Below are 22,330 nucleotides of genomic sequence, written 5' to 3'. Positions count from 1 at the left end.
TGACCGGCGCCGGGGGTGAGTCGGGTCACGCTGGGAGGGGGCGCTTTGCCCCGCCGGAGGAAATAAGCAAGACTTGTGTTGTGAAAAACGTCGGGCCCCCGTCACCGGCTGCGCAGCCAGCGCAGCGGGAGCACGCCGACGGCCGCACCCGCCAGGGCGTGGCCAGGCTGCTGCTGGAGCGGGGACCGCTGACCGCCGCGGTGATCGCCGACGAGCTGGGTCTGAGCCCGGCCGCCGTGCGGCGCCACCTCGACGCGCTGCTCGCCGACGGCGAGGTCCGCACCCGCGAGGCCTCCACCAAGGTGCAGCGGGGACGGGGCCGCCCGGCGAAGCTGTTCCTGCTCACCGAGACCGGCCGCGGCCGGTTCGGGCACGCCTACGACGACCTCGCGGTCGCCGCGCTGCGCTTCCTCGCCGACGCTGGTGGGGAGCAGGCGGTGCGCGCCTTCGCCGAGCAGCGGATGGCCACGCTGGTGGAGCGGCACCGCGCCTCGGTGCTGGCCAATCCCGACCCCAACGCCAGGGCGAGGGCGCTCGCGCTGGCGCTGACCCACGAGGGATACGCTGCCTCGACCCGCCAGGTCGGCGCCGGCGAGCAGCTGTGCCAGCACCACTGCCCGGTCGCCCACGTGGCCGCGGAGTTCCCGCAACTCTGCGAGGCCGAGACGGCGGCGTTCGCCGACCTGCTCGGCACCCACGTGCAGCGACTGGCCACGATCGCCAGGGGCGACGCGGCGTGCACCACCCACCTTCCCGCCTCCACGCGGGAGAAGCACCAGAAGAGCCAGGGTCCGGAAGCCGCACCGGACGCGGATGAGACCTGCCCCGATTCCTTCAGGGAGCCCGTATGACTGCCGCTGCCGAACAGCGCACACCCACCACGGTGACCGAGCCGCTCACGCAGGAAGAGACGATCGCCAGCCTCGGTCGTTACGAGTACGGCTGGGCGGATGCCACCGACGCCGGAGCGAGCGCGCGCCGCGGCCTCAGCGAGGAGGTCGTGCGCGACATCTCCGCGAAGAAGGACGAGCCGGAGTGGATGCTGGAGTCGCGGCTGAAGGGCCTGCGGCTGTTCGACCGCAAGCCGATGCCGAGCTGGGGCTCCGACCTGAGCGGGATCGACTTCGACTCGATCAAGTACTTCGTGCGTTCCACCGAGCGGCAGGCCCAGAGCTGGGAGGACCTGCCCGAGGACATCAAGAACACCTACGACCGGCTCGGCATCCCCGAGGCGGAGAAGCAGCGCCTGGTCGCCGGTGTCGCCGCGCAGTACGAGTCCGAGGTGGTCTACCACCAGATCAACAAGGAGCTCGAGGCCCAGGGCGTCATCTTCCTGGACACCGACACCGCGCTGAAGGAGCACCCGGAGCTCTTCCGCGAGTACTACGGCTCGGTCATCCCGCACGGTGACAACAAGTTCTCCGCGCTCAACGGCGCCGTGTGGTCCGGCGGCTCGTTCATCTACGTGCCCAAGGGCGTGCACGTGGAGATCCCGCTGCAGGCCTACTTCCGGATCAACACCGAGAACATGGGCCAGTTCGAGCGGACGCTGATCATCGTCGACGAGGACGCCTACGTCCACTACGTCGAGGGCTGCACCGCCCCGATCTACTCCTCGGACTCGCTGCACTCCGCGGTCGTGGAGATCGTGGTGAAGAAGGGCGGCCGCTGCCGCTACACCACGATCCAGAACTGGTCGAACAACGTCTACAACCTGGTCACCAAGCGCGCCAAGGCCGAAGAGGGCGCGACCATGGAGTGGGTCGACGGCAACATCGGCTCCAAGGTGACCATGAAGTACCCGGCCGTCATGCTGATGGGCCCGCACGCCAAGGGCGAGGTGCTCTCCATCGCCTTCGCAGGCGAGGGCCAGCACCAGGACGCGGGCGCCAAGATGACCCACCTCGCGCCGCACACCTCCTCGACGATCATCTCCAAGTCGGTGGCGCGCGGCGGCGGCCGCACCTCCTACCGCGGTCTCGTCCGGGTGAACAAGGGCGCCCACCACTCGAAGTCGACGGTGAAGTGCGACGCGCTGCTGGTGGACACCATCAGCCGCTCCGACACCTACCCGTACGTGGACATCCGCGAGGACGACGTCGCGATGGGCCACGAGGCCACCGTCTCGAAGGTCAGCGAGGACCAGCTCTTCTACCTGATGTCCCGCGGCCTGACCGAGGACGAGGCCATGGCGATGATCGTGCGCGGCTTCGTCGAGCCGATCGCCCGCGAACTGCCGATGGAATACGCGCTCGAGCTGAACCGGCTCATCGAGCTTCAGATGGAAGGGGCCGTCGGCTGACATGGCCGTTTCGACCGACACCAACAGCACCACCCCGGCCAGCCGGATCGCCCCCGGCATGACCCGGTCGGAGTGGTTCACCTCCTTCGACGTCGACGCCTTCGAGGTGCCCGGCGGCCGCGAGGAGAACTGGCGCTTCACCCCGCTCAAGCGCATCGCGGGCCTGCACCTCGGTGAGGCCGCGACCACGGGCAAGACGACCGTCGAGGTCGTCGCGGGCGAGGGCGTCGCGGTGGAGACCGTCGAGCGCGGCGACGCCCGCCTCGGCGTCGCGGGCACCCCGGGTGACCGGGTCGCCGCGCAGGCGTGGAACTCCTTCACCGGAGCCACCCTGGTCACCGTCGGCAAGGAGATCGTCGCGACCGAGCCGGTGCTGGTGACGATCACCGGCGCGGGCGAGGGCGTGACCGCCTACGGCCACGTGCAGCTGCGCGCGGAGCAGTTCTCCGAAGCCGTTGTCGTCCTGGACTACCGGGGCAGCGGCGTGCTCGCGGACAACGTCGAGGTCGTCGTGGGCGACGGCGCGAAGCTCACCGTCGTCACCGTGATCGACTGGGCCGACGACGCGGTCCACGTGACCTCCCACCACGCCAAGGTCGGCCGCGACGCGACGCTGCGGCACACCGTGGTGACCCTCGGCGGGAACCTGGTGCGCATCAGCCCGACCGTGGCCTACGACGGTCCCGGCGGCGACGCGGAGCTGCTCGGCGTGTACTTCGCCGACGCCGGCCAGCACCTGGAGCACCGCCTGTTCGTCGACCACGGCGTGCCGAACTGCCGCAGCAACGTGGTCTACAAGGGCGCGCTGCAGGGCGAGGACGCGCACACCGTGTGGATCGGCGACGTGCTGATCCGCGCGGCGGCCGAGGCCACGAACACCTTCGAGCTCAACCGCAACCTGCTGCTGACCGACGGGGCGCGCGCGGACTCGGTGCCGAACCTGGAGATCGAGACCGGCGAGATCGAGGGCGCGGGCCACGCCAGCGCCACCGGCCGCTTCGACGACGAGCAGCTGTTCTACCTGCAGGCCAGGGGAATCCCGGTGGAGCAGGCGCGACGGCTGGTCGTGCGCGGCTTCTTCCACGAGATCATCGCCAAGATCACCGTGCCCGAGGTCCGCGAGCGGCTCGAAGCCGCCATCGAGGCCGAGCTGGAAGCCGTGGGCGTCTGATGACCACCCGGGTCTGCCCGCTGGCCGAGCTGACCGACGGCAAGCCCGTCGGCTTCGAGGTCGCGGGCACCCCCGTGGTCCTCGTCCGCAAGGGCGAGAAGGTGCACGCGCTGCGCGATGAGTGCTCGCACGCCGAGGTCGCGCTGAGCGAGGGCGAGGTGGGGCGCGAGGGCATCGAGTGCTGGCTGCACGGCGCCTGCTTCGACCTGGAGACCGGTGAGCCGCTCAGCCCGCCCGCCTTCGACCCCGTGGACGTCTACGCGACCTCCGTGCACGACGGCGATGTCCACGTGGACGTCACCACCCCGACCAACCGCTGACTGCTTTCTCGCCACATCAGGAGAACGAAGAACAATGGCCACGCTGGAGATCAAGGACCTGCACGTCACGGTCGCGACCGAGGACGGCGCCAAGGAGATCCTCAAGGGCGTCGACCTGACCATCAGGGCGGGCGAGACCCACGCGATCATGGGCCCCAACGGCTCGGGCAAGTCCACCCTGGCCTACGCGATCGCCGGGCACCCCAAGTACGACGTCACCGGCGGTTCCGTGCTGCTGGACGGCGAGGACGTGCTGGAGATGAGCGTGGACGAGCGCGCTCGCGCGGGCCTGTTCCTCGCCATGCAGTACCCGGTCGAGGTTCCGGGCGTGTCGATGTCGAACTTCCTGCGCACCGCGGCCACCGCCGTGCGCGAGGAGGCTCCCGCGCTGCGCCACTGGGTCAAGGAGGTCAAGCAGGCCATGGCCGAGCTGGACATCGACCCGGCCTTCGCCGAGCGCAGCGTCAACGAGGGCTTCTCCGGCGGTGAGAAGAAGCGCCACGAGATCCTCCAGCTGGCGCTGCTCAAGCCGAAGTTCGCCGTCCTCGACGAGACCGACTCCGGCCTGGACGTCGACGCGCTGCGCGTGGTGTCCGAGGGCGTGAACCGCTACAAGGCCAACGGTGAGACCGGTGTCCTGCTGATCACGCACTACACGCGCATCCTCAAGCACATCACCCCGGACTTCGTGCACGTCTTCGCGGGCGGGCGCATCGTGGAGTCCGGCGGCGCCGAGCTGGCCGAGGTGCTGGAGCGCGACGGTTACGTGCGCTACACGGCTTCTGCCTGATCCTGACTGCTTCCACCACCACGAGCGTTCGTTGATTCGTTGAGAGGAGGGCCGACATGACTGTCGCAGCTGGCCCGCTCCCGCTTGACGTGGCGGCGATCCGCGGGGATTTCGCGATCCTCGGCAGGACCGTGCGCGACGGAAAGCCCTTGGTCTACCTGGACTCCGGAGCGACCTCGCAACGCCCGCGCCAAGTTCTGGACGCGGAGCGGACGTTCCTGGAGACCTCCAACGCGGCCGTGCACCGAGGTGCGCACCAGCTGTCGGAGGAGGCCACCGACGCCTACGAGAGCGCGCGTGCTCGCATCGCGGCCTTCGTCGGCGTCGACCAGGAGGAGGTGGTGTTCACCAAGAACGCCACCGAGGGCGTCAACCTGGTCGCCTACGCGATGAGCAACGCCTCCGTCGCCGGTGCCCCAGCCGAGCGTTTCCGGCTCGGGCCCGGTGACGAGGTCGTCATCACCGAGATCGAGCACCATGCGAACCTCGTTCCGTGGCAACAGGTCTGCGAGCGGACCGGGGCCACGCTGAAGTGGTTCGGGGTGACCGAGGACGGTCGTGTCGATCTGTCCGATATGGACAGTGTGATCACCGAGCGGACCAAGGTCGTCGCGTTCACCCACCAGTCCAACGTGACCGGTGCGATCACCCCCGTCGAGCGGATCGTCAAGCGCGCCAAGGAAGTCGGCGCGCTGACGGTGCTCGACGCGTGCCAGTCGGTCCCGCACATGCCGGTCGACTTCCGCGCGCTCGACGTGGACTTCGCGGTGTTCTCCGGGCACAAGATGCTCGGGCCGTCGGGGATCGGCGTGCTCTACGGGCGCTACGACCTGCTCGCGGCGATGCCGCCGTTCCTCACCGGCGGCTCGATGATCGAGCTGGTCCGCATGGAGGGCTCCACCTTCGCGCCGCCGCCGCAGCGGTTCGAGGCGGGCGTTCCGATGACCTCGCAGGCGATCGGGCTCGGCGCCGCGGTGGACTACCTGTCCGTGGTGGGCATGGAGCGGGTGCACGCGCACGAGCTCGCGCTCACCGAGGCCGCACTGCGCGGACTGTCCGAAGTGGACGGTGTGCGGATCGTCGGCCCGACCGACCTCGTGCTGCGCGGTGGCGCGGTGGCCTTCGACATCGACGGGGTGCACGCGCACGACGCGGGCCAGGTGCTGGACAGCCTCGGCGTGGAGATCAGGGTCGGTCACCACTGCGCGTGGCCGCTGCACCGCAAGCTCGGTGTCGCGGCGTCGGTGCGCGCCTCGTTCTACCTGTACAACACCCTCGAAGAGGTCGACGCGCTGGTCGCGGCCGTCCGCGAGGCGAAGCGCTTCTTCGGCGTGGTGTGAGGGGAAAGCGCTGATGCAACTGGAACAGATGTACCAGGAGATCATCCTGGACCACTACAAGAACCCGCACCGCCGCGGCCTGCGCGACCCGTTCGACGCCGAGGTGCACCACGTGAACCCCACGTGCGGCGACGAGGTCACGCTGCGGGTCAAGCTGGAGGGCTCCGGCGCCGAGGCCAAGGTCGTCGACGTCTCCTACGACGCGCAGGGCTGCTCGATCAGCCAGGCGTCGACGTCGGTGCTGACCGACCTCGTGGTCGACGGCACCGTCGGTGACTCCTTCGCCAAGCACGAGGAGTTCCTGCGCCTGATGCAGGGGCGCGGCAAGATCGAGCCGGACGAGGACGTCCTGGAGGACGGGATCGCCTTCGCCGGTGTCGCGAAGTACCCGGCGCGCGTGAAGTGCGCGCTGCTGGGCTGGATGGCTTTCAAGGACGCGGTTGCGCGGGTCGAAGGGACTGGGACATGACCGAGGACGTGATCCGGGGAGCCGCCGGGATGCCGGACACCGCGCCCAAGGCGGACCAGCCGGAGCTGGCTGACCTGGAAGAGGCCATGCGCGACGTGGTCGACCCCGAACTGGGCATCAACGTCGTCGACCTCGGCCTGGTCTACGACATCCGCGTCGAGTCGGAGGAGTCCGGCGAGATCGCGATCGTCGACATGACGTTGACCTCGGCGGCCTGCCCGCTGACCGACGTGATCGAGGACCAGACCCGCGCGGCCCTGGTGGGCGGCCCGGGCGGCGGTCTCGTCAGCGACGTCCGCATCAACTGGGTGTGGATGCCGCCGTGGGGTCCCGACAAGATCACCGACGACGGCCGCGAGCAGCTCCGCGCCCTGGGCTTCACCGTCTGACCCACCCCGTTCTTATGAACCCAATGTGGCATTTGTTACGCCAGACGCAACAAATGCCACATTGGGTTCGTTGGGGTTTTGACAGCGGCGCCGGGTCAGGCTAGGAGTGCCGCCACTGCCAGGTCCTGCCACGCCATGCCGACGGACTTGAAGACCTTCGGCGTGCTCGGGTCGAGGCGTTTTTCCCCGCGCGCCAAGGAAGTCAGGGGGATGAGGTCGTCGGGGCGGAGTGCGCCCTCGCCGATCGGCAGGACCACATCGCCCGCTTCTCGGAGAGCGGTGGGGATGTCCTCGACGATCACTTCGCCGCGGGTGACGGTGGCGGTGTCGACCTCGCGCGAGTCGGGTTCGTGCGACCCGATCGCGAGCACGGTGGCGTGCGGCGCGAGCTTGCCGCCGTCGAACAGCGGGGTGCGCGCGGTCGTGCAGCACGCGACGAGGTCCGCGTCCGCGACGGCGTCGGGGCTTCCCGCCGTGGCCCGCAGGCCCGCCGCGACGCACCGGCCCACCAGCTCGGCGACCCGATTTCCGTTGCGCCCCACCACTGTCACGTCGCTGACCGGGCGGACGACGCGGAGCGCCTCGATGTGACCCCACGCCTGCGGTCCGGTACCGAACACCACCAGGCGGGACGCCTCGTTCACCGCGATGAGGTCGGCGGCCGCCGCGCTGACCGCCGGAGTGCGGATCGCGGTCAGCGCCGCGCCGTCGAGCACCAGGTGCGGTGTCAGGGTCAGCGCGTCCAGCAACAGGTACACGCCCTGGACGCGGGGCAGGCCGCGCTCCGGGTTGTCCGGGGTGACCGTGATCAGCTTGACCCCCGCGTGGGCCGGGGTGAGCGAGGGCATCACCAGGATCTGCCCGTGGTCGGCGGGCACCACCGTGCGCGCCGGATCGGCCGAGGGGTCGAGACCGGAACGCAGTGCCAGGTGGATAGCCTCGATCGCCGCGCCCATCGGGAGCCGAGCGCGCAGGCCGTCCCCGTCCAGCACCGGCAAGCGGCTCATCGCGTTCCTTCCCCGAGCCCGACGACCACGCCGATCCTGCCACGCACGACGGCCGCGTGGCAGGGACCGGCGCTCGGCGGTCTCACACGGTCACGGGCACGGCTTCGGACCTGGTGCCGCCGCGCCGGGCGAGCCAGGAGTCGAGCGCGTACCTCCCGGGACCGAGTACCGCGATGAGCAGGAAGAACCAGCAGTACAGCGCCGAGGGCACCCCGCCGTTCTCGATCGGGAACAGGCCCTTGGGCTGGTGGGACACGAAGTAGGCGTATGCCATGGAGCCGGAGCAGAGGATCGCGGCGGGCCTGGTGAACAGGCCGACCAGCACGAGCAGGCCGCCCGCGAACTGGATGACCGCCGCGAACCAGCCCGGCCACACCGCGAAGGCCACGGTTCCACCCTTGCCCCCCGCGCCGCCGAGCACGCCGAACAGCGACGCCGCGCCGTGGCAGGCGAAGAGCAGGCCGACGACCGCCCTGGACAGGGACAGGACCACGGTATTGATCGACTTTGACACTGGAGGATCCCCTCGTTCTCGCCGTCACCGTTTGCGCCCCGTGGTTAACCAGGAAACTAACGGCAATCGGACACGTACGAACCGTCCATACGTCTCAAGCCGTCCGGGGGTTCACATCCGTGGTTTACGGATTAACGCTCGGCATTCGGGCTAATGTGCTCCTCCGCCCGTTGACGGCGGGCCCGCTGCCTTGTCAAATGGGGGTCCGCCGCCTTCATGGGAGCGCTCTCTCGCGCTCGTGACGAATGGAGTCGAGCGTGTCATCACGTCGAGTTCTGCTCGTTCTCGCCGCCGTTCTGACAGCACTGCCACTCGCCCCCGCCTCGGCCTCGGCGGCCGTGGTCTGGTCGGATGAGTTCAACGGTCCCGCAGGCGGAGCCCCCGACCAGAGCAAGTGGTCCTACGAACCCGGCAACGGCAGCAACGGCTGGGGAAACCACGAGCTCCAGGCGTACACGACCCGTCGAGAAAACGTTTCCACAAATGGTGCCGGACAGCTCGTCATCACCGCGCGCAGGGAGAACTCCGGTGTGCAGTGCTGGAATGGCCAGCCCTGTCAGTACACCTCCGGCAAGCTCATCACCAAGAACACCCGCACCTTCACCTACGGCAAGATCGAGGCGCGGATGAAGCTGCCGACGGGCAAGGGGATCTGGCCCGCGTTCTGGATGCTCGGAACCGATATCGGCCAGGTCGGATGGCCGCAGTGCGGCGAGATCGACATCATGGAGAACATCGGCAGCGTGCCCAACACGGTGCACGGCACCCTGCACGGACCCGGCTACTCCGGTGCGGGCGGGATCGGTGCCACGGTGCAGAACGGGCGCCCGTTCCACGAGGAATTCCACACCTTCTCCGTGGACTGGTCGCCCAACCGGATCGTCTGGTCCATGGACGGCCGCGTCTACCAGACCCGCACGCCCGCCGACCTCGGCGGTCGCCAGTGGGTCTTCAACCACCCCTTCTACATGATCCTCAACCTCGCGGTCGGCGGTGACTGGCCGGGCAGCCCCGACGGCTCCACCCAGTTCCCGCAGCAACTGCTCGTCGACTGGGTCCGCGTCCACCAGGGCTGAACAGGATTCCCTCTACTGTTGAGCGATGGAGAACGCGGTCGATCGCCTGGCGGACATCATCGCGCCGCCCGCACCTGCCGGGACCGAGGTGAACTGGGAGGAGACCGTCCGCCGCCTGCGGACGGCTCTGCCCACCGACTACGTCCAGCTGATCGAGCGCTACGGGGGCGGTCAGTTCGACGGCTACCTCTGGTTGCTGGAACCCGGTTCCAGCAGCGACTACGACCTCGCGGAGATCACGGAGGAGCGAGAGGAAGCGCTGGAGTACCTCTGGAACGAGGGCGAGGCCAAGCCTGCGGTGCTCGACGCGCCCGGGGTCCGTGCGATCGCCTGGGGTTCGACCGACAACGGGGAGTACCTCTACTGGCTGGCGCGGCCGGGCGATGATCCGGACGCGTGGACGGTCCTGGTCAACGAAGCGCGCGGTGAGAGGTGGGAGCACTTCGCGATGGGGTGCGCCGAGTTCCTCGTCACGACGCTGACCGGCGAAGTGCGCTCGGATCTGCTCTGGTCGCTCTACCCGGCCTCCCCGCACGAGTTCTTTCCGAGCGCACTGATCGACCACGAGGACTGAACCGCGATCAGAGGCAGTTCAGGGCTGCTTCGCGGAGGGCTGCTTCGCGGGGGTCGTTCCACAGACGCCTGCCGAGGCGGTTCGGGACGTAGCCGAAGCCGGTTCGTGTCGCCGGGTCGGCCATGCCGAAGGAGCCGCCCGCGCCAGGAGTGCCGTAGGCGCGCGAGTCGGTGCCGAACCGCCACGCGGGGAACGGTTTCCAGAAGCCGAGGGAGAAGCGGGCCTCGGCGAGGTGCATGACTCGGTCCCGGGTGGAACCGCCGAGCGGAGCGGGCTCGGCCTCGATCGCCAGCAGCGTGGCGCGGTCGACGCCGAGCCGGTTCCCGCCGGTGGCGAACTCGCCGTAGAGCGCGGAGAGCGCGCGGGCGGTGCCGACCCCGTTGCCCGCAGGCAGGTCCAAGTCCCGCCAGGGACTCCGTCCCAGGTTGGTGATGTCGCCGATCCTGGGGTTGCTGAAGGACTTCGCGGTGAGCGTCCACGGCAGCAGGAACTCCAGCATCATCCGCGCGGGAACACCGCCCGCCGTGGTGAAGTCGCGCAACGAGGGCTTGGCGGGCACCAGCTCCGCGATCCGCCGCTCCGGCACGCTCGCCGGGGTGCCGATGTAGAACTCCTCGCCGAGGCCGGGCACGACCTCCTCGGCCAGGAAGCGCCCGACGAGCCTGCCCTCCGGGTCGACGCGGCGCAGCAGCTGGCTCACGTAGAGCCCGCCCACCAGCGGGTGGTAGCCCTGTGCGGTACCGGGTTCCCACGCGGGCGCCTGCCTGGCGAGCACCTCGCCGAGCCGGTCGGCGTCGGCGAGCAGCTCCGGGGTCAGTGGAGTGTCCACTGTGGGCAGTCCGGCCTGGAAGCCCAGCAGTTGCCGGACGGTCACGTTCTCCTTGCCCGCCTGAGCGAACTCGGGCCAGTACTTCGCGACCGGCGCGTCGTAGTCGAACAGCCCGCGCGAGTGCGCGACGGCCATCGCCATCGCCGCGACACCCTTCGTCGAGGAGTACACCGTGGCGAGCGTGTCCCGTTGCCAGGGAAGGGTTCCAGAACGGTCGCGGTACCCGCCCCACAGATCGACGACCAGTTCGCCGTCGACGTGGACCGCGCACGCCGCACCGAGTTCCCCGCGCTCGGCGAAGTTGCGCGCGAACTCCTCGCGCACCGGTTCGAAGCCCGCCGCGACCGTTCCCTCGATCATGCCGTGCTCTCCTGCTTGTACGCGGCCTCGACCTTCTCGGTGAGCCAGCGCATGTACGGTTCCAGACGCGCGCCGTCGCTGAGCAGAACGTCGGTTCCCTTGTGCGCCAAGGTTGTGCGGCCACGCTTGTCGATCGCGATGCGGTGGCGGCTGTAGTCGGTGAACGGCAGGCCCAGCGCGTCGGCCAGGGCGAGCGCGTCGTGCTGCATCGTCGCGTGGTGGAAGCGCTCGTACCACTGGTCGAGGTGCGCGGCGACCAGCCTCGCCCACGGCGGTCCGCTGGGGTCGCTCAGCAGCAGGTGCAGCGGGGAGCCCTTCCCGACCTCCACCGCCGGGGTGAAGGTGAGCTCGGAGAGCTGGAGCCGGGGGACCCGTGCCTTGGCCACCAGCACGCTCGCGGCCTTGATGTCGGTGCGGAAGTTGTGGTCGGCGCGTTCTGGGTCTCGGTACTGCAAGGCACCGCCGACCTGGGACACCAGCAACCGGTCGGCCAGCTTGTACCGCCTGGCCAGCAGTGGGGCGAGGTTCGACGCGGTGCCGATGCCCACCCAGCGCACCAGACCGTCCGTGGACGAGCACACGGCGGTGACGGCCGCGAGCACGTCGGTCGGCTGGTGTGGGACCTCGGGCGGTACCAGGTCCTCGATGCAGTTGAGGCGCGTGTTGCCGAGATCGGCCCCGGCGACCACCGGCACCTCGGGGCGACCGAGGAGGTCGAGCAGGTGCCGAACGAAACGGGCGCGCTCGCCGCCGAGCTCGTCACTGGTGACCACGAGGGCCAGCGTCGGCTCGGCCGCGGCGACGATGAGCGCGAAGGCGTCGTCGGGGTCTCCGCCCGCGTCCGTGTCGATGATCATGGGGGCTGACATCAGGGACGTGGGGTACGGCTCGTCGACCTTCACGATCCAGAAGTTACCGCGTTCAAGCAGGTCCCGGGTCCAAACGGTGCACGCGGTCCACGATCTGGGTGAGTCGCGCCTCGTCGTGACTGACCACGACGAGTGCGCAGCCGGAGTCCGTCACCGCGCGCAGCGTTCGCGCGACACTGGCCGCGACGGTCGGATCGAGCGAGGCTGTCGGCTCGTCGGCCACGATCACCGCCGGAGAACCCGCGAGCGCCCGGGCGATCGCGACGCGCTGGCGCTGCCCACCGGAGAGCTGAGCGGGCTTGCGGTCCAGCTCCACGCCGGTCAGCCCGACCCGGTCCATCAGCTCGCGCGGGTCGGCGTTCCTGTTGGGCTCCACGATGGTTCGCCCCACCGGCCAGCGCGGGTTGAGGCTCGCCGTCGCGTCCTGGAAGATCGGCATCGCTCTGCCACTGCGCCAGATCTCGCCCCGCATCGGCTGGACCAGCCCGGCGATCGCGTGCAGCAGCGTGGTCTTCCCGGAGCCGGACGGGCCGCAGATGCCGACCGCATCGCCGGCGCGGATCTCCCAGTCCAGCCCGGTGATCAGCTCCGTCTCCCCGTAGCCGAGCGTGACGTTCTCCAGGCGCACCACCACGTCACCGGGTTCGTGCGCCCGGCTGGTCCTTCCGGTGGGCAGGGCGTCGATCAGGGCGCGCGTGCGCGGGTGCTGCGCGAGCTGTTTCATGCGAGTGACGCCACCGCGCTCCACGGCGATGTCCTCGACGAGTTCTCCCTTGTGCAGCAACAGAACTCGGTCGGCGTGACGGCAGACCAGCGCGAGGTCGTGGCTGGCGACGAGCAGTGACCTGGTCTGCGCGACGAGGGTCGCGAGCGCGGTGTCGGCGCTCGAGGCGTCCAGTGCCGAGGTCGGTTCGTCGGCGAGCACGACGCTGGGGGTGTGCGCGGTCGCCGCGATGATGTCGGCTCGTTGCAGCATTCCGCCGGACCACGCGTTCGGGCGATGCCCGAGCCACTTCTCCGCCACGCCGAGACCTTCCAGTCTCGGTGCCACGTCCGTCGGGCGTTCGCCGTGCACGCGCCAGGCTTCTCGGAGGTGGTGTCCCACCGTCCACAGTGGATCAGCGGAGCCGAAGGGGTCTTGGGCGACGTAGCCGATCTCGCGGCCTCGGATCGCGCGGAGTTCCTTCTCCGACAGGCCGATCAGGTTCCGGCCAGCCAGCTCGATCGCGCCTTCGACGGCAGTGGAGCGCGGGAGAGTGCCCAGAACGGCGCGGATGAGCGTGCTCTTCCCGGAGCCGGACTCGCCGACCAGGGCAACGACCTCGCCGTCCGCGACGGTGAACGACACCCCGCGCGGTCCATAGGAGACGGTCAGATCGCGAATGGCCAGGGTCATCGCTTCCCCCTGTCCTGCAAGGCATCTCCGAGCAGCGAGGCCGCCGCCACGCTGACCAGCACCGCGACCGCTGGTGCGAGCACGAGCCAGGGGGCGCGGTCCACATAACCGCGAGCTTCGGCCACCATCTGACCCCATTCGGCGGTGGGTGGGGACACGCCGAGGCCGAGGAAGGACAGGCCCGCGAGGCTCAGCACGATCTCGCCGATGTGCAGCGTGGCCACCGCGAGCACCCCGGTCGCGGTGGCGGGCATGACGTGCCGCGCCGCGCTCCGCCACCTGCCGACCCCGGACATCCGTGAGGCGATCACGAACGGCCTTTCCGTTTGCTGGGAAGCGAAAGCCCGCGCGAAACGAGCGAGGTGCGCCCAGCCCGCGACGGACATCGCCAGCACCAGGTTCGCGTGCCCGGGACCGAGCACTCCGACGATCGCCAGCGCGAGCACGAGCTGCGGAACGGCCAGCGTCACGTCGATGACGCGCGAGATCACCGTGTCGACGACGCCACCGGCCAACGCCGCGAGCATGCCGACCGCCAGCCCGACCGCGAACGTGATCACCGCGACCAGCAACGCCGTACCAAGTGAGACCCAGGTCCCCGCGGCGATCCTGGCGAGCACGTCGCGCCCGGCCTGGTCCGTGCCGAGCAGATGCGCCCAGCTCGGCGCCGCGAGCTTGGCGCCGTACTCCGTCCCGTTCGGGTCGGGAGTCAGGAACGGCACCACGAACGCCAGCACGCCGAGCAGCGCGGCGAGGACGATTCCCAGGAGCCGGTTCACCGCTTCACCTTCCCGGTGATCGCGATCGTGACACCGTCCACAACGGTACTGACGACCACATAGCCGAGAACGCCGAGCAGGACCGTCGCCTGGACAACTGGCACGTCACGCGCGCCAATGGCTTCGATGAGGTAGCGGCCGATTCCAGGCCACGTGAACACCGTCTCCACCACGGCGGCACCTGCGAGCAGCGAACCAACCGTGAGCCCGATCGCGGCGAGCAGTGCGGGCAGCGCGCTCGGCATGGCGTGGACGAGCAGGCGCCGCAGTGGAGTGGCTCCGCGTGCTTGGGAGATTTGGATGAACGGCGCATCGGAGACTTCGACCAACGAGGTTCTCAGTACCCGTGCCCAGCCTGCTCCCGCCCCGAGCGCCAACGGGATCGCGGGCAGCACGGCGCCGCCCCACGAGCCGTCCGCGAGCACCCGGCCGATGCCTCCGCGCAGCACGATCAGCTCCAGAACCACGGTCCCCACGACGAAGCTCGGAGTGGCCGCGCCGAGGAACATCACTGCGCGCGCTCCGACATCGGGGGCTCGACCTCGCCACCGCGCGGCAACCAGGGCGAGCGGAACCGCGACCAGGAGCGCGAGGAGCAGCGCCACGACCGCGAGCCGCAGCGTCGCCGGGAGTCGTTCGACCAGCTCTCCGGTGACCGGGCGGCCCGTGCGCCACGAGGTGCCGAAGTCGCCGGTCACCGCGTTGAGCAGCCACTGGAGAAGCCGTTGCGGCGCAGACACATCGAGGCCCAGTTCACGGCGCGTCGACGCGATCTGCTCGTCGGTCGGATTGCTGAAACCGAGTGCTCCGAGCACGCGTCGTGCCGGATCGCCGGGCGCCACGAGTTGCAGTGACCACACCACGACCGCGGCGATGAACAACGTGAGCAGGGCCTGGCCCGCTCGCCGCAGCAGAGCTTGAAGCACTTAGCCTGCCTGGGTTGTGGCGGTGACGTGGTGCAGCACCGACGAGGGGCGGTAGCTGGCAAACGCGCTGCCCACTACGGCCGCCGAGCTGCGCTGGGCCACGACCGGCAGATAACCGCGCTCGGCGATCAAGCGCTGGATCTGGTGCAGAACAGGGGTTCGGGCGCTCACGTCAGCGGTCTTGCCGAGGTCGGAGACGAGGGTGTCCAGCTCGGGGTCGGCGATGCCACCGAAGTTCTTCGAGCCCTGGGAGGTCAGGAAGTCCCGCAGCGGAACGATCGGATCGTAGTTGTAGCCGAGAGTTCCGTCGAAGGACAGCCCGACGTCCCACGCGTCGCCCTTGAGCGCCTCGTAGTTGTCCTGGACCTCGGTGACCTGCACGCCGATGCCCGCCGCGGCGAGCTGCGCCTGCATCGCGACGGCGATGGCCTTCGTGTCCGGCTGCTGTGGGTAGGTGATCACGTTGAGCCGCAATAGCTTGCCGTCCTTCACCCGTGCACCGGCGGAACTGGGCGTCCACCCCGCGTCATCCAGCAGGCGCTTGGCCTCGGCGACGTCGGTGCGCTGCGTCCCCAGTGCGAAGGCAGCGACGTCGGGGTAGATCCCCTTCGGCGTGCGGTAGAGCCCGTCCAGCACCTGCTTGGCGATCTGGTCGTAGTCGATCGCGAGCGCGAACGCCTTGCGCACCGCCAGATCGTTCATCGGCGCGCGCCGAAGGTTCGGAATGGCGCGAAGTTGTTGCAACGTCTGGGAAGCGGTCGCCATGCGCGGCCCGGACGTCGCACCCTTCACCGCGCCCAGCGCGTCGGTCGGCGGGTACAGGGCGATGTCGGCCTCCCCCGTGCGGACGGCGAGCAGGCGTGCTTGCCCGTCCGGGACGAAGCGCACGCGCACTTCGGAGAGCTTCGCCGGGCCGCCCCAGTACTTGGGGTTCCTGGCGAGCACCATCTCGTTGTCGTCCAGTTTGGACACCGTGAACGGTCCCGTGTAGACGCCTTGGGCCTGCGGGTCGAACACGGTCACGGACTGCTCGTCGGCGAGCAGGCTCGGCATGTTCACCACGGGCGTGCTCGTGCTCAGCAGCACCGTGGTCGCGTCCGGCGTCTCGATCGTCGCGCCCGGCAGGTTCGCCTTGACGAGCGGGTTCTCCGCGAGATGCCGTTCCAGCACGGTCCTGAGCACGGCCGAGTCGAGCGCGCGGCCGTTGGAGAACGTCACGCCGGGACGCAGTACCAACCGCCACTGAGTGCCGGTCACGGGCTGAAGGCTCTGCAGCACCCACGGCTCGACGTCGCCGTTCTCCGTGCTGCGCATCAGCAACTCGCCGTAGCCCCATTCCGGCGACCACAGCCCCTGCTTGACCGGGTCGAGGCTCTTGACCTTGTACGGCGTGACGATCCGCAGCGTGTCCGGCGCGGCCGTCGGCGCGCTCGCGCACCCGGTGAGCAGTGCGGCACTGAGTACCAGCGCGAACGGAGTCCTCACGCGCGCCGCCCCAGTCCGACCAGGGCATCCGCCCTGACCTCGGTGATACCGCGTGCCACGAGGAACTCCAGGTACCGAGTGTGGACGCGCTCCCGCTCGCCCTCGTCCAGGTCGATGACCAACGCGTGCAGGCCCGTCCCGAGCACGAACGACCACGCCTCCTCGGCGGGCAACGGCACCCGTAGCGGGATCTTGGTGACCTCGACGTCCGTCAGGCCCAGCACGCCGAGCCACGCGCGCAGCTTCTCCTCGGTGTTCAGGCTCTTCGCGGACTCCGACACCGGCGAGGACGTCGGCAGGTTCGGGCGCAGCTCACGCACGGCGTCGAAGATCGCCCCGCCGACCTCGTCGATCGAGCCCTCGGCCCACACCGTGGCGGCGAACCGGCCGCCGGGGCGCAGCAGTCCGAGCAGCCGCGAGACCGCGCCGTTCATGTCCGGCTGGAGGAAGAAGACGCCGAACACCGACTGCACGACGTCGTACGGCTCGTCGGCGGTCCGGTAAGCGGCGTACTGGCAGACATCGGCCTCGATGAACCTGGCGCTGGTCAGACCCTCCTGCGCCGCAACGGTTCTGGCGTGGTCGAGCAGCTCGGTCGAGAGGTCGATCCCGTCAACCGCGCCTGCCGGGCCGACCTTGACGGCGGCCGTCAAGGCGGAGGAGCCCGCTCCACAGCACACGTCGAGCACGCGTTCCCCGGGGCGCGGGGCGGAGATCTCGGTGGTGGCGGCACCGAGCGGTCCCCACAGCGGCGGGGTCCACCGGAGGAAGTGCTGCCTGGTGGCGTCGAAGACCGGGCCGAACCCGGGAGGCTGCGTGCTCACCACCGGCAAGTTAATGGAAACGGTTGTCAGTCACAATCCGTTCGAGTGACATCCCGGCCGAGAGGCCGGCCGAGGCGATGCCCACCCGCGCCGTTGAGGGTGGGCACCGGGCGCTCACGCCACGGTCTGCGCGGAGAGCAGATCCACCACGTCGACCAGGTTGCCGCGCTCGGCGAAGGCGACCCGCTGCCGGTACGCGCCGGAGCGGCTGGACCGCAGCCGCGCCACCAGATCGAGCACCATGTCGAGGTCACCGCTGTCGGCCAGCTCGCCGCGCACCTGCTGGACGAGCCGCTCCACCAGGGAGAACGCCCGCACGGTGCGGCCGTTGAACACGTCGACGCCGCGACCCTCCAGGCCGTCGTGCGCGGCCCGCCACAACGCGGCCCGCAGCTCGCACTGCGACACCACGCGACGCGGACGGCCGCCGAGAAGTGCTTGTGCGCCAAGGGCTCTGGTCAGCGCGGCGATGAGAACGGCGTCGTCGACGGTTGCCGCGACATCGCACACGCGCAGTTCGACCGTGGGATGGCGGCACGAGCGCCGGACGTCCCAATAGATCATGCCGCGGTCGAGCGCGGCCCCGGACCGCAGCAGCGTGCGCACCGCGGCGTCGTAGTCGTCGACGGAGTCGAAGTGCGGCGGCGGCCCGGCGGTCGGCCAGCGCCCGAAGATCAGGTAGCGCCAGCTGGCGTGCCGGGTGTCCCTGCCGTGCCAGAACGGGGAGTTGGCGCTCATCGCCAGCAGTGTCGGCAGCCACGGCCGGAGGTGGTTCATCACCCGCAGCGCGCTCTCCGCGTCGGAGACGCCGAGGTGCACGTGGCAGCCGCAGATGCTCTGCCCGTCGATGAGCGAGCCGAAGCGCTCCGCGATCCGGCGGTAGCGCGGGGCGTCGGTGATGGGCGGGGTCGGTGGGTGCCCGAGCACGGCCGTGCCCGTCGCGTTGATGCGCATGCCGTTGCGCCTGGCCATCCCGTCGACGGTGCGGCGCAGCGCGGTCAGCTCGTCGTGCAGCGCGCCCATCGTGGAGCACACCGACGAGGTCGTCTCGACCTGGAACAACGTCATCTCCTGCTGCACCGTCGTCCCGAGATGGGCCGCTCCGGCGAGCACCGCGGCGGCCCTGGGGACCACGCTCCGGCTGAGCTCGTCCACCAGCAGGAACTCCTCCTCCACGCCCACGGTCACCAGACCGCCCGCGACCACCGTCGCGGTGCGGGTCCTGGCCTGACCGTCGGGAGCGTGGGGAACTTCGACCTGGGTCACATTGCCCTCCCCAAGGTTGTCCGCCCGCCCTCGGGTGCGAGTGCGGTGCGTGACCAATCCGAGGCTAGGAGTGACGAGTTGATCGTGGCGAGGCTCGATGGACGGAACCGGGCCGGTGAATGTTTAGATATCCCAGCACTTTCCTCGCCGGGCACTTGAGGAGATCACGATCGACCCCCGTTCGGCGGTTGCGTCGTGATAAGCATTCCGGGTGCTAGCAGAGATCTTCGCCCGCGCTGCCCGTGGCGAGTACCCCGCGGCCGACGGTTCCTTCCGGGTCGTGGTTCCGGAACAGGACGGCCTGTCGGCGGTGATCGCCTTCAGCGCGCACCACGTGATCGTCACCGATGCCGATCCGGACTGGGTGGCCTCGGTCCTCCCGGCCGACGACCTGTCCGCGCCGCTGAACCCACCGTTCCTCACCGAGCTGTGCGCGAAGACCGGCCGCGTGGTCAACAACACCGACCAGGTGCTGGTCGCCGACCACCTCGACGGTTCACCGGAGCTGGAACTGACACCCGACTTCGACTCCGAGCACGAGCGCGCGATCCGCGCGCACGGCCTGCGCACCGATGTGCGCGTGTGGACGTGCGCGGGCGGAATGGTGCTGGTCGGTCGCGGGCTCGGCGGCCGGTGGGAGGTCGCGGCCGAGGTCGACGAGCGCGCCAGGGTGAAGGGGCTCGGGCGGGCGTTGTTCACCGCCGCTCGCACGCTCGTGCCGCCGGGTGAGCCGGTGTGGGCCCAGGTCGCGCCCGGCAACGCGGCGTCGGCGCGCGCGGTGCTCGCCGCCGGCTACCGCCCGGTGGGCGCGGAGGCGTTGCTCCTGCGCGGCTGAGTGACCGTGCCGCGCAGCACGTCCACGCGGTCGGAGCCGGGGCGGCCGAGCACCCAGCTCGACCCGCTCAGCGCCTTCGCCTGCCGCTTCAACGGCGCGAGCAGCCGGGACACCTCGCGGTAGCTCGGCACCGTGCCGCCCGCGCAGACCAGCGTCGCCAGCGAGACCGTCACCGCGCGGCCCTCCGCCTGGTAGTGCCCGTCCAGCACCGCCCGCGCGAAGGTGACCAGGTCGTCCACGTCGACCACCGCGAGGAAGTCGTCCCCGCCGACATGGCCGACGTAGGTCGAGCGCACCGCCGCCGCCGCCGAGTCCGCCAAACGCCTGCCCACCAAGCGGATCAGGTCATCGCCCGCCGCGAAGCCGACGCTGTCGTTGACGGTCTTGAAGCCGTCCACGTCCAGCCAGCACATCGCGAAGAGCTGCCCCGCGGCGATCCGGCGGCCGACCTCGCGCGCCACCGCGTCGCTGCCGGGCAGCCGGGTCAGCGGGCTCAGCGCGGCGGCTTCCTCGACCTTCATCTCCGCCAAGCCCCGGAACAGGTCCGACAACCGCACGATTCCCATGCAGCGCAACCCGTTGTCCACCACGACGACGTCGTCGTACCGCCGTTCCGCGCCGCCGAGGCTCAGGTGCAGCGCGTCCATCGCCGTGCTGTTGGTCGCCACCAGCACGGGCTGGTCGGCCAGCCGCGACGCGTGCCGCTTGGCGTGCAGCGCGTGCCCGTACGGCCCGGTCACCGCGAGCAGGAAGCGGTTCCGGTCGATGCTCCACTGTGGACAGTGCAGGTCGTCGACCAGCACGACACTGGTCACCTCGGGCCGGTTGACCAGCACCGAGCGCACCTCGTCCGCCGTCGCCTCGACGGAGAGCATCGTCGCCGGGTGCAGGAACTCGGTCACCATCGGCCCGGCCGCGATCGGCAGCTCGGCCACGTCCGAGGCTTCCGCCGCGAGCGACACCCGCGTCGTCGGCCGCCAGGCCGGTGGCGCGACGAGATCGCCCTGGACGAGCTGAATCCTGTTGCTCCGCAAGGCGTTCAGCTGTGCCTTCGTATGCACGCCCGTGGCCGCGAGCGTTGTGCGCGTCCGGCGGCAGAACAGCGCCACCGCCTCCATGAACGCGTGGCCTCGCTCATCGGGAAGTCCCGCGACCGCGCGTGGATCGAGCTTGACGATGTCCACCTCGGCGGCCAGCAGCAGCGCCAGCGACACGTCGCCGCCGTCCCACGCGATGCGGTACCCGGCTGCCCGCAGGCGGCGAAGTTCGTCGAGCAGTTCGCCGTAGTCCGATTCACGCAGCTGTCCGCCGACCTCGATCACCACCTCGTGTGGTCGCCGCCCGAGCTCGCACAGCGCGTGGTGCAACCGCTCCACCCCGGCCGAGCACGTCGCGACGGTGCTCGCGAGGAGGTTGATGTGCAGGGGGAGCAACGTTTCGTGCTCCGCGCTCGCGCGCGCCGCGAACACGGCGAGGTCCACGTCCAGCTCGGCGGGCCGGTCATCGGGGGCCGCTTGGACCAGCACCTCGATGGCGACCACGCCGCCGGTGTTGAGGTTGACCAAGGGCTGGAAGGCACACCGCAGGTTCTCCAGCGACGCAGGCACGTCGCCGATGATGCCGCGCACCGCCGCGAGCCACGAGGTCCTTCATCGCTTGTTCACGCAGACGTCACCCCCAAGGCCAGTGCCGTCACCCGCGCCCGCAGCCCCGGCGGAGCCGCGCCGATCACCGCCGCCATCGCGCGGAACGTGCCGGGAAGATCACAACGCCCTGCGAGATAACGGTTCTGGAGATGGGTCGGAGTGCTGAAGAACGCCTCGAAGAACCCGGGCACCTCGGCGGGCGGCAGTCCCAGCAGCACGCGCAGTCCCACGCGGCGCAGGCCGTGCACCGCCAAGGCCTGCGGGGGCCACACCGTCCGCCAGCCCGCTCGCGCCGCGCTTCCCTCGTCCAGTCCCTGTGCGAGTGCTTTCGCCAAGCGGGGAGCGAGCGTCAGCGAGCCCGCGACGCTGTACCCCGTCGCCGGGTGCACGAGAGGCGCGGCAGCGCCGAAGGGCACGACGCGTTGCCTGCGAGGGAGGGGGTCGTCCATGGGGAAGCGGACTCGCTCCCACCGCTCGTTCCCGCGCAGGGTGGTTCCGTTGTCTCGCAAGCGTTGTGTGAGCCTGTCGCGGAGTTCTCGGTGGCTCATCGCCGGCCTGTCGGCCAGGGACGTCTCTTCGAGGAGCACTTCGGTGTCGTTGAGCGGCAGCGCGTACAGGAAGCTCGGCGGGCCGGTGTGCTTTTCGCGCCAATCCATGAAGAGTGCTTCGTGCCGTTCGACGAACCCCTGTTCTCGCAGGGGAACCACCACTCCAACGGCTGATTGTTCGGCTGGCGGGGTGTGCCGTGTCGTGCGCAGGAGTGCCTGTTGGGTCCCCGTCGCATCGACGACGACCCTGGCCCTGAGTCGGTTTCCGTTGTCCAGCAACACCGTTGACGCTTCGGTGTCGTGGTGCGCGCGGAGTGCTCGTGCCTGGTGGATGGCGATGGCCTCGTCGTCCAGGCGCGCGCGGAGCGCTTCGTTGTCGATCACCGCGTAGGGGCGGTCGAGGACGTGTTCGGTGAGGGCTGCGGCGCGGGTTTGCTTGCTGCGGAAAGAAAGTGGGGTGTCGTGGGGGAGTTCGTCCGCCCAGGACGCGTACGTGGCTCGCCACGGTTTTCCGGCTGCCGGGTCGACGAGCGCCGTGCGAAGTCCCAGGCGCGCCGTCGCGTTGGCGAGGGCGCTTCCGGCAGGGCCTGCGCCTGCGATGAGGACGTCGAGCAC

Annotated in this window: 23 protein-coding genes; 11 read left to right on the top strand and 12 right to left on the bottom strand. The window is 70.0% G+C overall.

What is annotated here, in order from left to right:
- Positions 1–80: 80 nt before the first annotated feature.
- Genes ABD798_RS35310 through ABD798_RS35275 form a run of 8 tightly spaced genes read left to right on the top strand, consistent with a single transcriptional unit; the run spans position 81 to position 6,781 of the window.
- Positions 81–851: a helix-turn-helix transcriptional regulator gene (locus ABD798_RS35310; protein ID WP_344885304.1), complete on the top strand. Its 771-nt coding sequence runs from the start codon at positions 81–83 to the stop codon at positions 849–851.
- Positions 848–2,302: a Fe-S cluster assembly protein SufB gene (sufB, locus tag ABD798_RS35305; RefSeq protein WP_344885301.1), complete on the top strand. Its 1,455-nt coding sequence runs from the start codon at positions 848–850 to the stop codon at positions 2,300–2,302. The genes ABD798_RS35310 and sufB overlap by 4 nt, the downstream gene beginning before the upstream one ends.
- 58 nt (positions 2,303–2,360) lie before the next feature.
- Positions 2,361–3,473, top strand: a complete 1,113-nt coding sequence (gene sufD, locus ABD798_RS35300) for a Fe-S cluster assembly protein SufD (RefSeq protein WP_425549328.1) — start codon at positions 2,361–2,363, stop codon at positions 3,471–3,473.
- Entirely contained in the window at positions 3,473–3,793 is a 321-nt protein-coding gene (locus tag ABD798_RS35295; protein ID WP_344885295.1) for a non-heme iron oxygenase ferredoxin subunit, read from the top strand. Before sufD ends, ABD798_RS35295 begins: the two co-directional genes overlap by 1 nt.
- A gap of 34 nt (positions 3,794–3,827) precedes the next feature.
- Entirely contained in the window at positions 3,828–4,583 is a 756-nt protein-coding gene (gene sufC, locus ABD798_RS35290) for a Fe-S cluster assembly ATPase SufC (RefSeq protein WP_344885292.1), read from the top strand.
- Positions 4,584–4,639: 56 nt separating this feature from the next.
- Complete coding sequence (locus ABD798_RS35285) at positions 4,640–5,923, top strand: cysteine desulfurase (RefSeq protein WP_344885289.1); 1,284 nt, start codon at positions 4,640–4,642, stop codon at positions 5,921–5,923.
- Between the two features lie 13 nt (positions 5,924–5,936).
- Positions 5,937–6,392 carry a Fe-S cluster assembly sulfur transfer protein SufU gene (gene sufU / locus ABD798_RS35280; RefSeq protein WP_344885286.1) on the top strand — a complete coding sequence of 152 codons (456 nt, stop codon included), beginning with the start codon at positions 5,937–5,939 and terminating at the stop codon, positions 6,390–6,392.
- Entirely contained in the window at positions 6,389–6,781 is a 393-nt protein-coding gene (locus ABD798_RS35275) for a metal-sulfur cluster assembly factor (protein WP_344885283.1), read from the top strand. Before sufU ends, ABD798_RS35275 begins: the two co-directional genes overlap by 4 nt.
- Before the next feature lie 95 nt (positions 6,782–6,876).
- On the opposite strand, the gene ABD798_RS35270 is transcribed toward ABD798_RS35275, so the two are convergent.
- On the bottom strand, positions 6,877–7,788 hold the full coding sequence (locus ABD798_RS35270) for an ornithine cyclodeaminase family protein (RefSeq protein WP_344885280.1): 912 nt from the start codon (positions 7,786–7,788) through the stop codon (positions 6,877–6,879).
- Between the two features lie 82 nt (positions 7,789–7,870).
- Positions 7,871–8,302 carry a DoxX family protein gene (locus tag ABD798_RS35265; RefSeq protein ID WP_344885277.1) on the bottom strand — a complete coding sequence of 144 codons (432 nt, stop codon included), beginning with the start codon at positions 8,300–8,302 and terminating at the stop codon, positions 7,871–7,873.
- Between the two features lie 257 nt (positions 8,303–8,559).
- Between ABD798_RS35265 and ABD798_RS35260 the strand changes: the two genes are divergently transcribed.
- Positions 8,560–9,378, top strand: coding sequence for a glycoside hydrolase family 16 protein (locus ABD798_RS35260; protein ID WP_344885275.1), 819 nt, complete (start codon positions 8,560–8,562; stop codon positions 9,376–9,378).
- Positions 9,379–9,403: 25 nt separating this feature from the next.
- Positions 9,404–9,952, top strand: a complete 549-nt coding sequence (locus tag ABD798_RS35255; protein WP_344885272.1) for an SMI1/KNR4 family protein — start codon at positions 9,404–9,406, stop codon at positions 9,950–9,952.
- Between the two features lie 7 nt (positions 9,953–9,959).
- Here ABD798_RS35255 and ABD798_RS35250 read toward each other — a convergent pair whose 3' ends face one another.
- The 8 genes from ABD798_RS35250 to ABD798_RS35215 form a co-directional block, all read right to left on the bottom strand.
- A complete protein-coding gene (locus tag ABD798_RS35250; RefSeq protein ID WP_344885268.1) occupies positions 9,960–11,141 on the bottom strand; it encodes a serine hydrolase domain-containing protein in 1,182 nt (393 codons plus the stop codon).
- Entirely contained in the window at positions 11,138–12,043 is a 906-nt protein-coding gene (locus ABD798_RS35245) for a nucleoside hydrolase (protein WP_344885266.1), read from the bottom strand. Before ABD798_RS35245 ends, ABD798_RS35250 begins: the two co-directional genes overlap by 4 nt.
- Before the next feature lie 19 nt (positions 12,044–12,062).
- On the bottom strand, positions 12,063–13,406 hold the full coding sequence (locus tag ABD798_RS35240; protein ID WP_344885264.1) for an ABC transporter ATP-binding protein: 1,344 nt from the start codon (positions 13,404–13,406) through the stop codon (positions 12,063–12,065).
- The gene (locus tag ABD798_RS35235; RefSeq protein ID WP_344885261.1) at positions 13,403–14,185 is read right to left on the bottom strand and encodes an ABC transporter permease; all 783 of its coding nucleotides are present in this window, start codon (positions 14,183–14,185) and stop codon (positions 13,403–13,405) included. Before ABD798_RS35235 ends, ABD798_RS35240 begins: the two co-directional genes overlap by 4 nt.
- A complete protein-coding gene (locus ABD798_RS35230) occupies positions 14,182–15,111 on the bottom strand; it encodes an ABC transporter permease (RefSeq protein WP_344885258.1) in 930 nt (309 codons plus the stop codon). Before ABD798_RS35230 ends, ABD798_RS35235 begins: the two co-directional genes overlap by 4 nt.
- Positions 15,112–16,596, bottom strand: coding sequence for an ABC transporter substrate-binding protein (locus ABD798_RS35225; protein ID WP_344885255.1), 1,485 nt, complete (start codon positions 16,594–16,596; stop codon positions 15,112–15,114). It abuts the gene before it with no gap.
- Positions 16,593–17,420 carry a methyltransferase domain-containing protein gene (locus tag ABD798_RS35220; RefSeq protein ID WP_344885252.1) on the bottom strand — a complete coding sequence of 276 codons (828 nt, stop codon included), beginning with the start codon at positions 17,418–17,420 and terminating at the stop codon, positions 16,593–16,595. The genes ABD798_RS35225 and ABD798_RS35220 overlap by 4 nt, the downstream gene beginning before the upstream one ends.
- Positions 17,421–17,534: 114 nt before the next feature.
- Entirely contained in the window at positions 17,535–18,686 is a 1,152-nt protein-coding gene (locus ABD798_RS35215) for a carboxylate-amine ligase (RefSeq protein ID WP_344885249.1), read from the bottom strand.
- 211 nt (positions 18,687–18,897) lie between these two features.
- Between ABD798_RS35215 and ABD798_RS35210 the strand changes: the two genes are divergently transcribed.
- Positions 18,898–19,521, top strand: coding sequence for an N-acetyltransferase (locus ABD798_RS35210; RefSeq protein WP_344885246.1), 624 nt, complete (start codon positions 18,898–18,900; stop codon positions 19,519–19,521).
- On the opposite strand, the gene ABD798_RS35205 is transcribed toward ABD798_RS35210, so the two are convergent.
- Positions 19,479–21,149 (bottom strand): EAL domain-containing protein, encoded by a 1,671-nt coding sequence (locus ABD798_RS35205; RefSeq protein WP_344885243.1) that lies wholly within the window; start codon positions 21,147–21,149, stop codon positions 19,479–19,481. The two genes, ABD798_RS35210 and ABD798_RS35205, sit on opposite strands and share 43 nt — an antisense overlap.
- Positions 21,150–21,181: 32 nt before the next feature.
- Complete coding sequence (locus ABD798_RS35200; protein WP_344885240.1) at positions 21,182–22,330, bottom strand: lycopene cyclase family protein; 1,149 nt, start codon at positions 22,328–22,330, stop codon at positions 21,182–21,184.

The organism is Allokutzneria multivorans (assembly GCF_039537405.1).
Lineage (GTDB): Bacteria > Actinomycetota > Actinomycetes > Mycobacteriales > Pseudonocardiaceae > Allokutzneria > Allokutzneria multivorans.
Note: the sequence above shows the minus strand (reverse complement) of the source record. Positions and strands in the feature narration are given on the sequence as shown.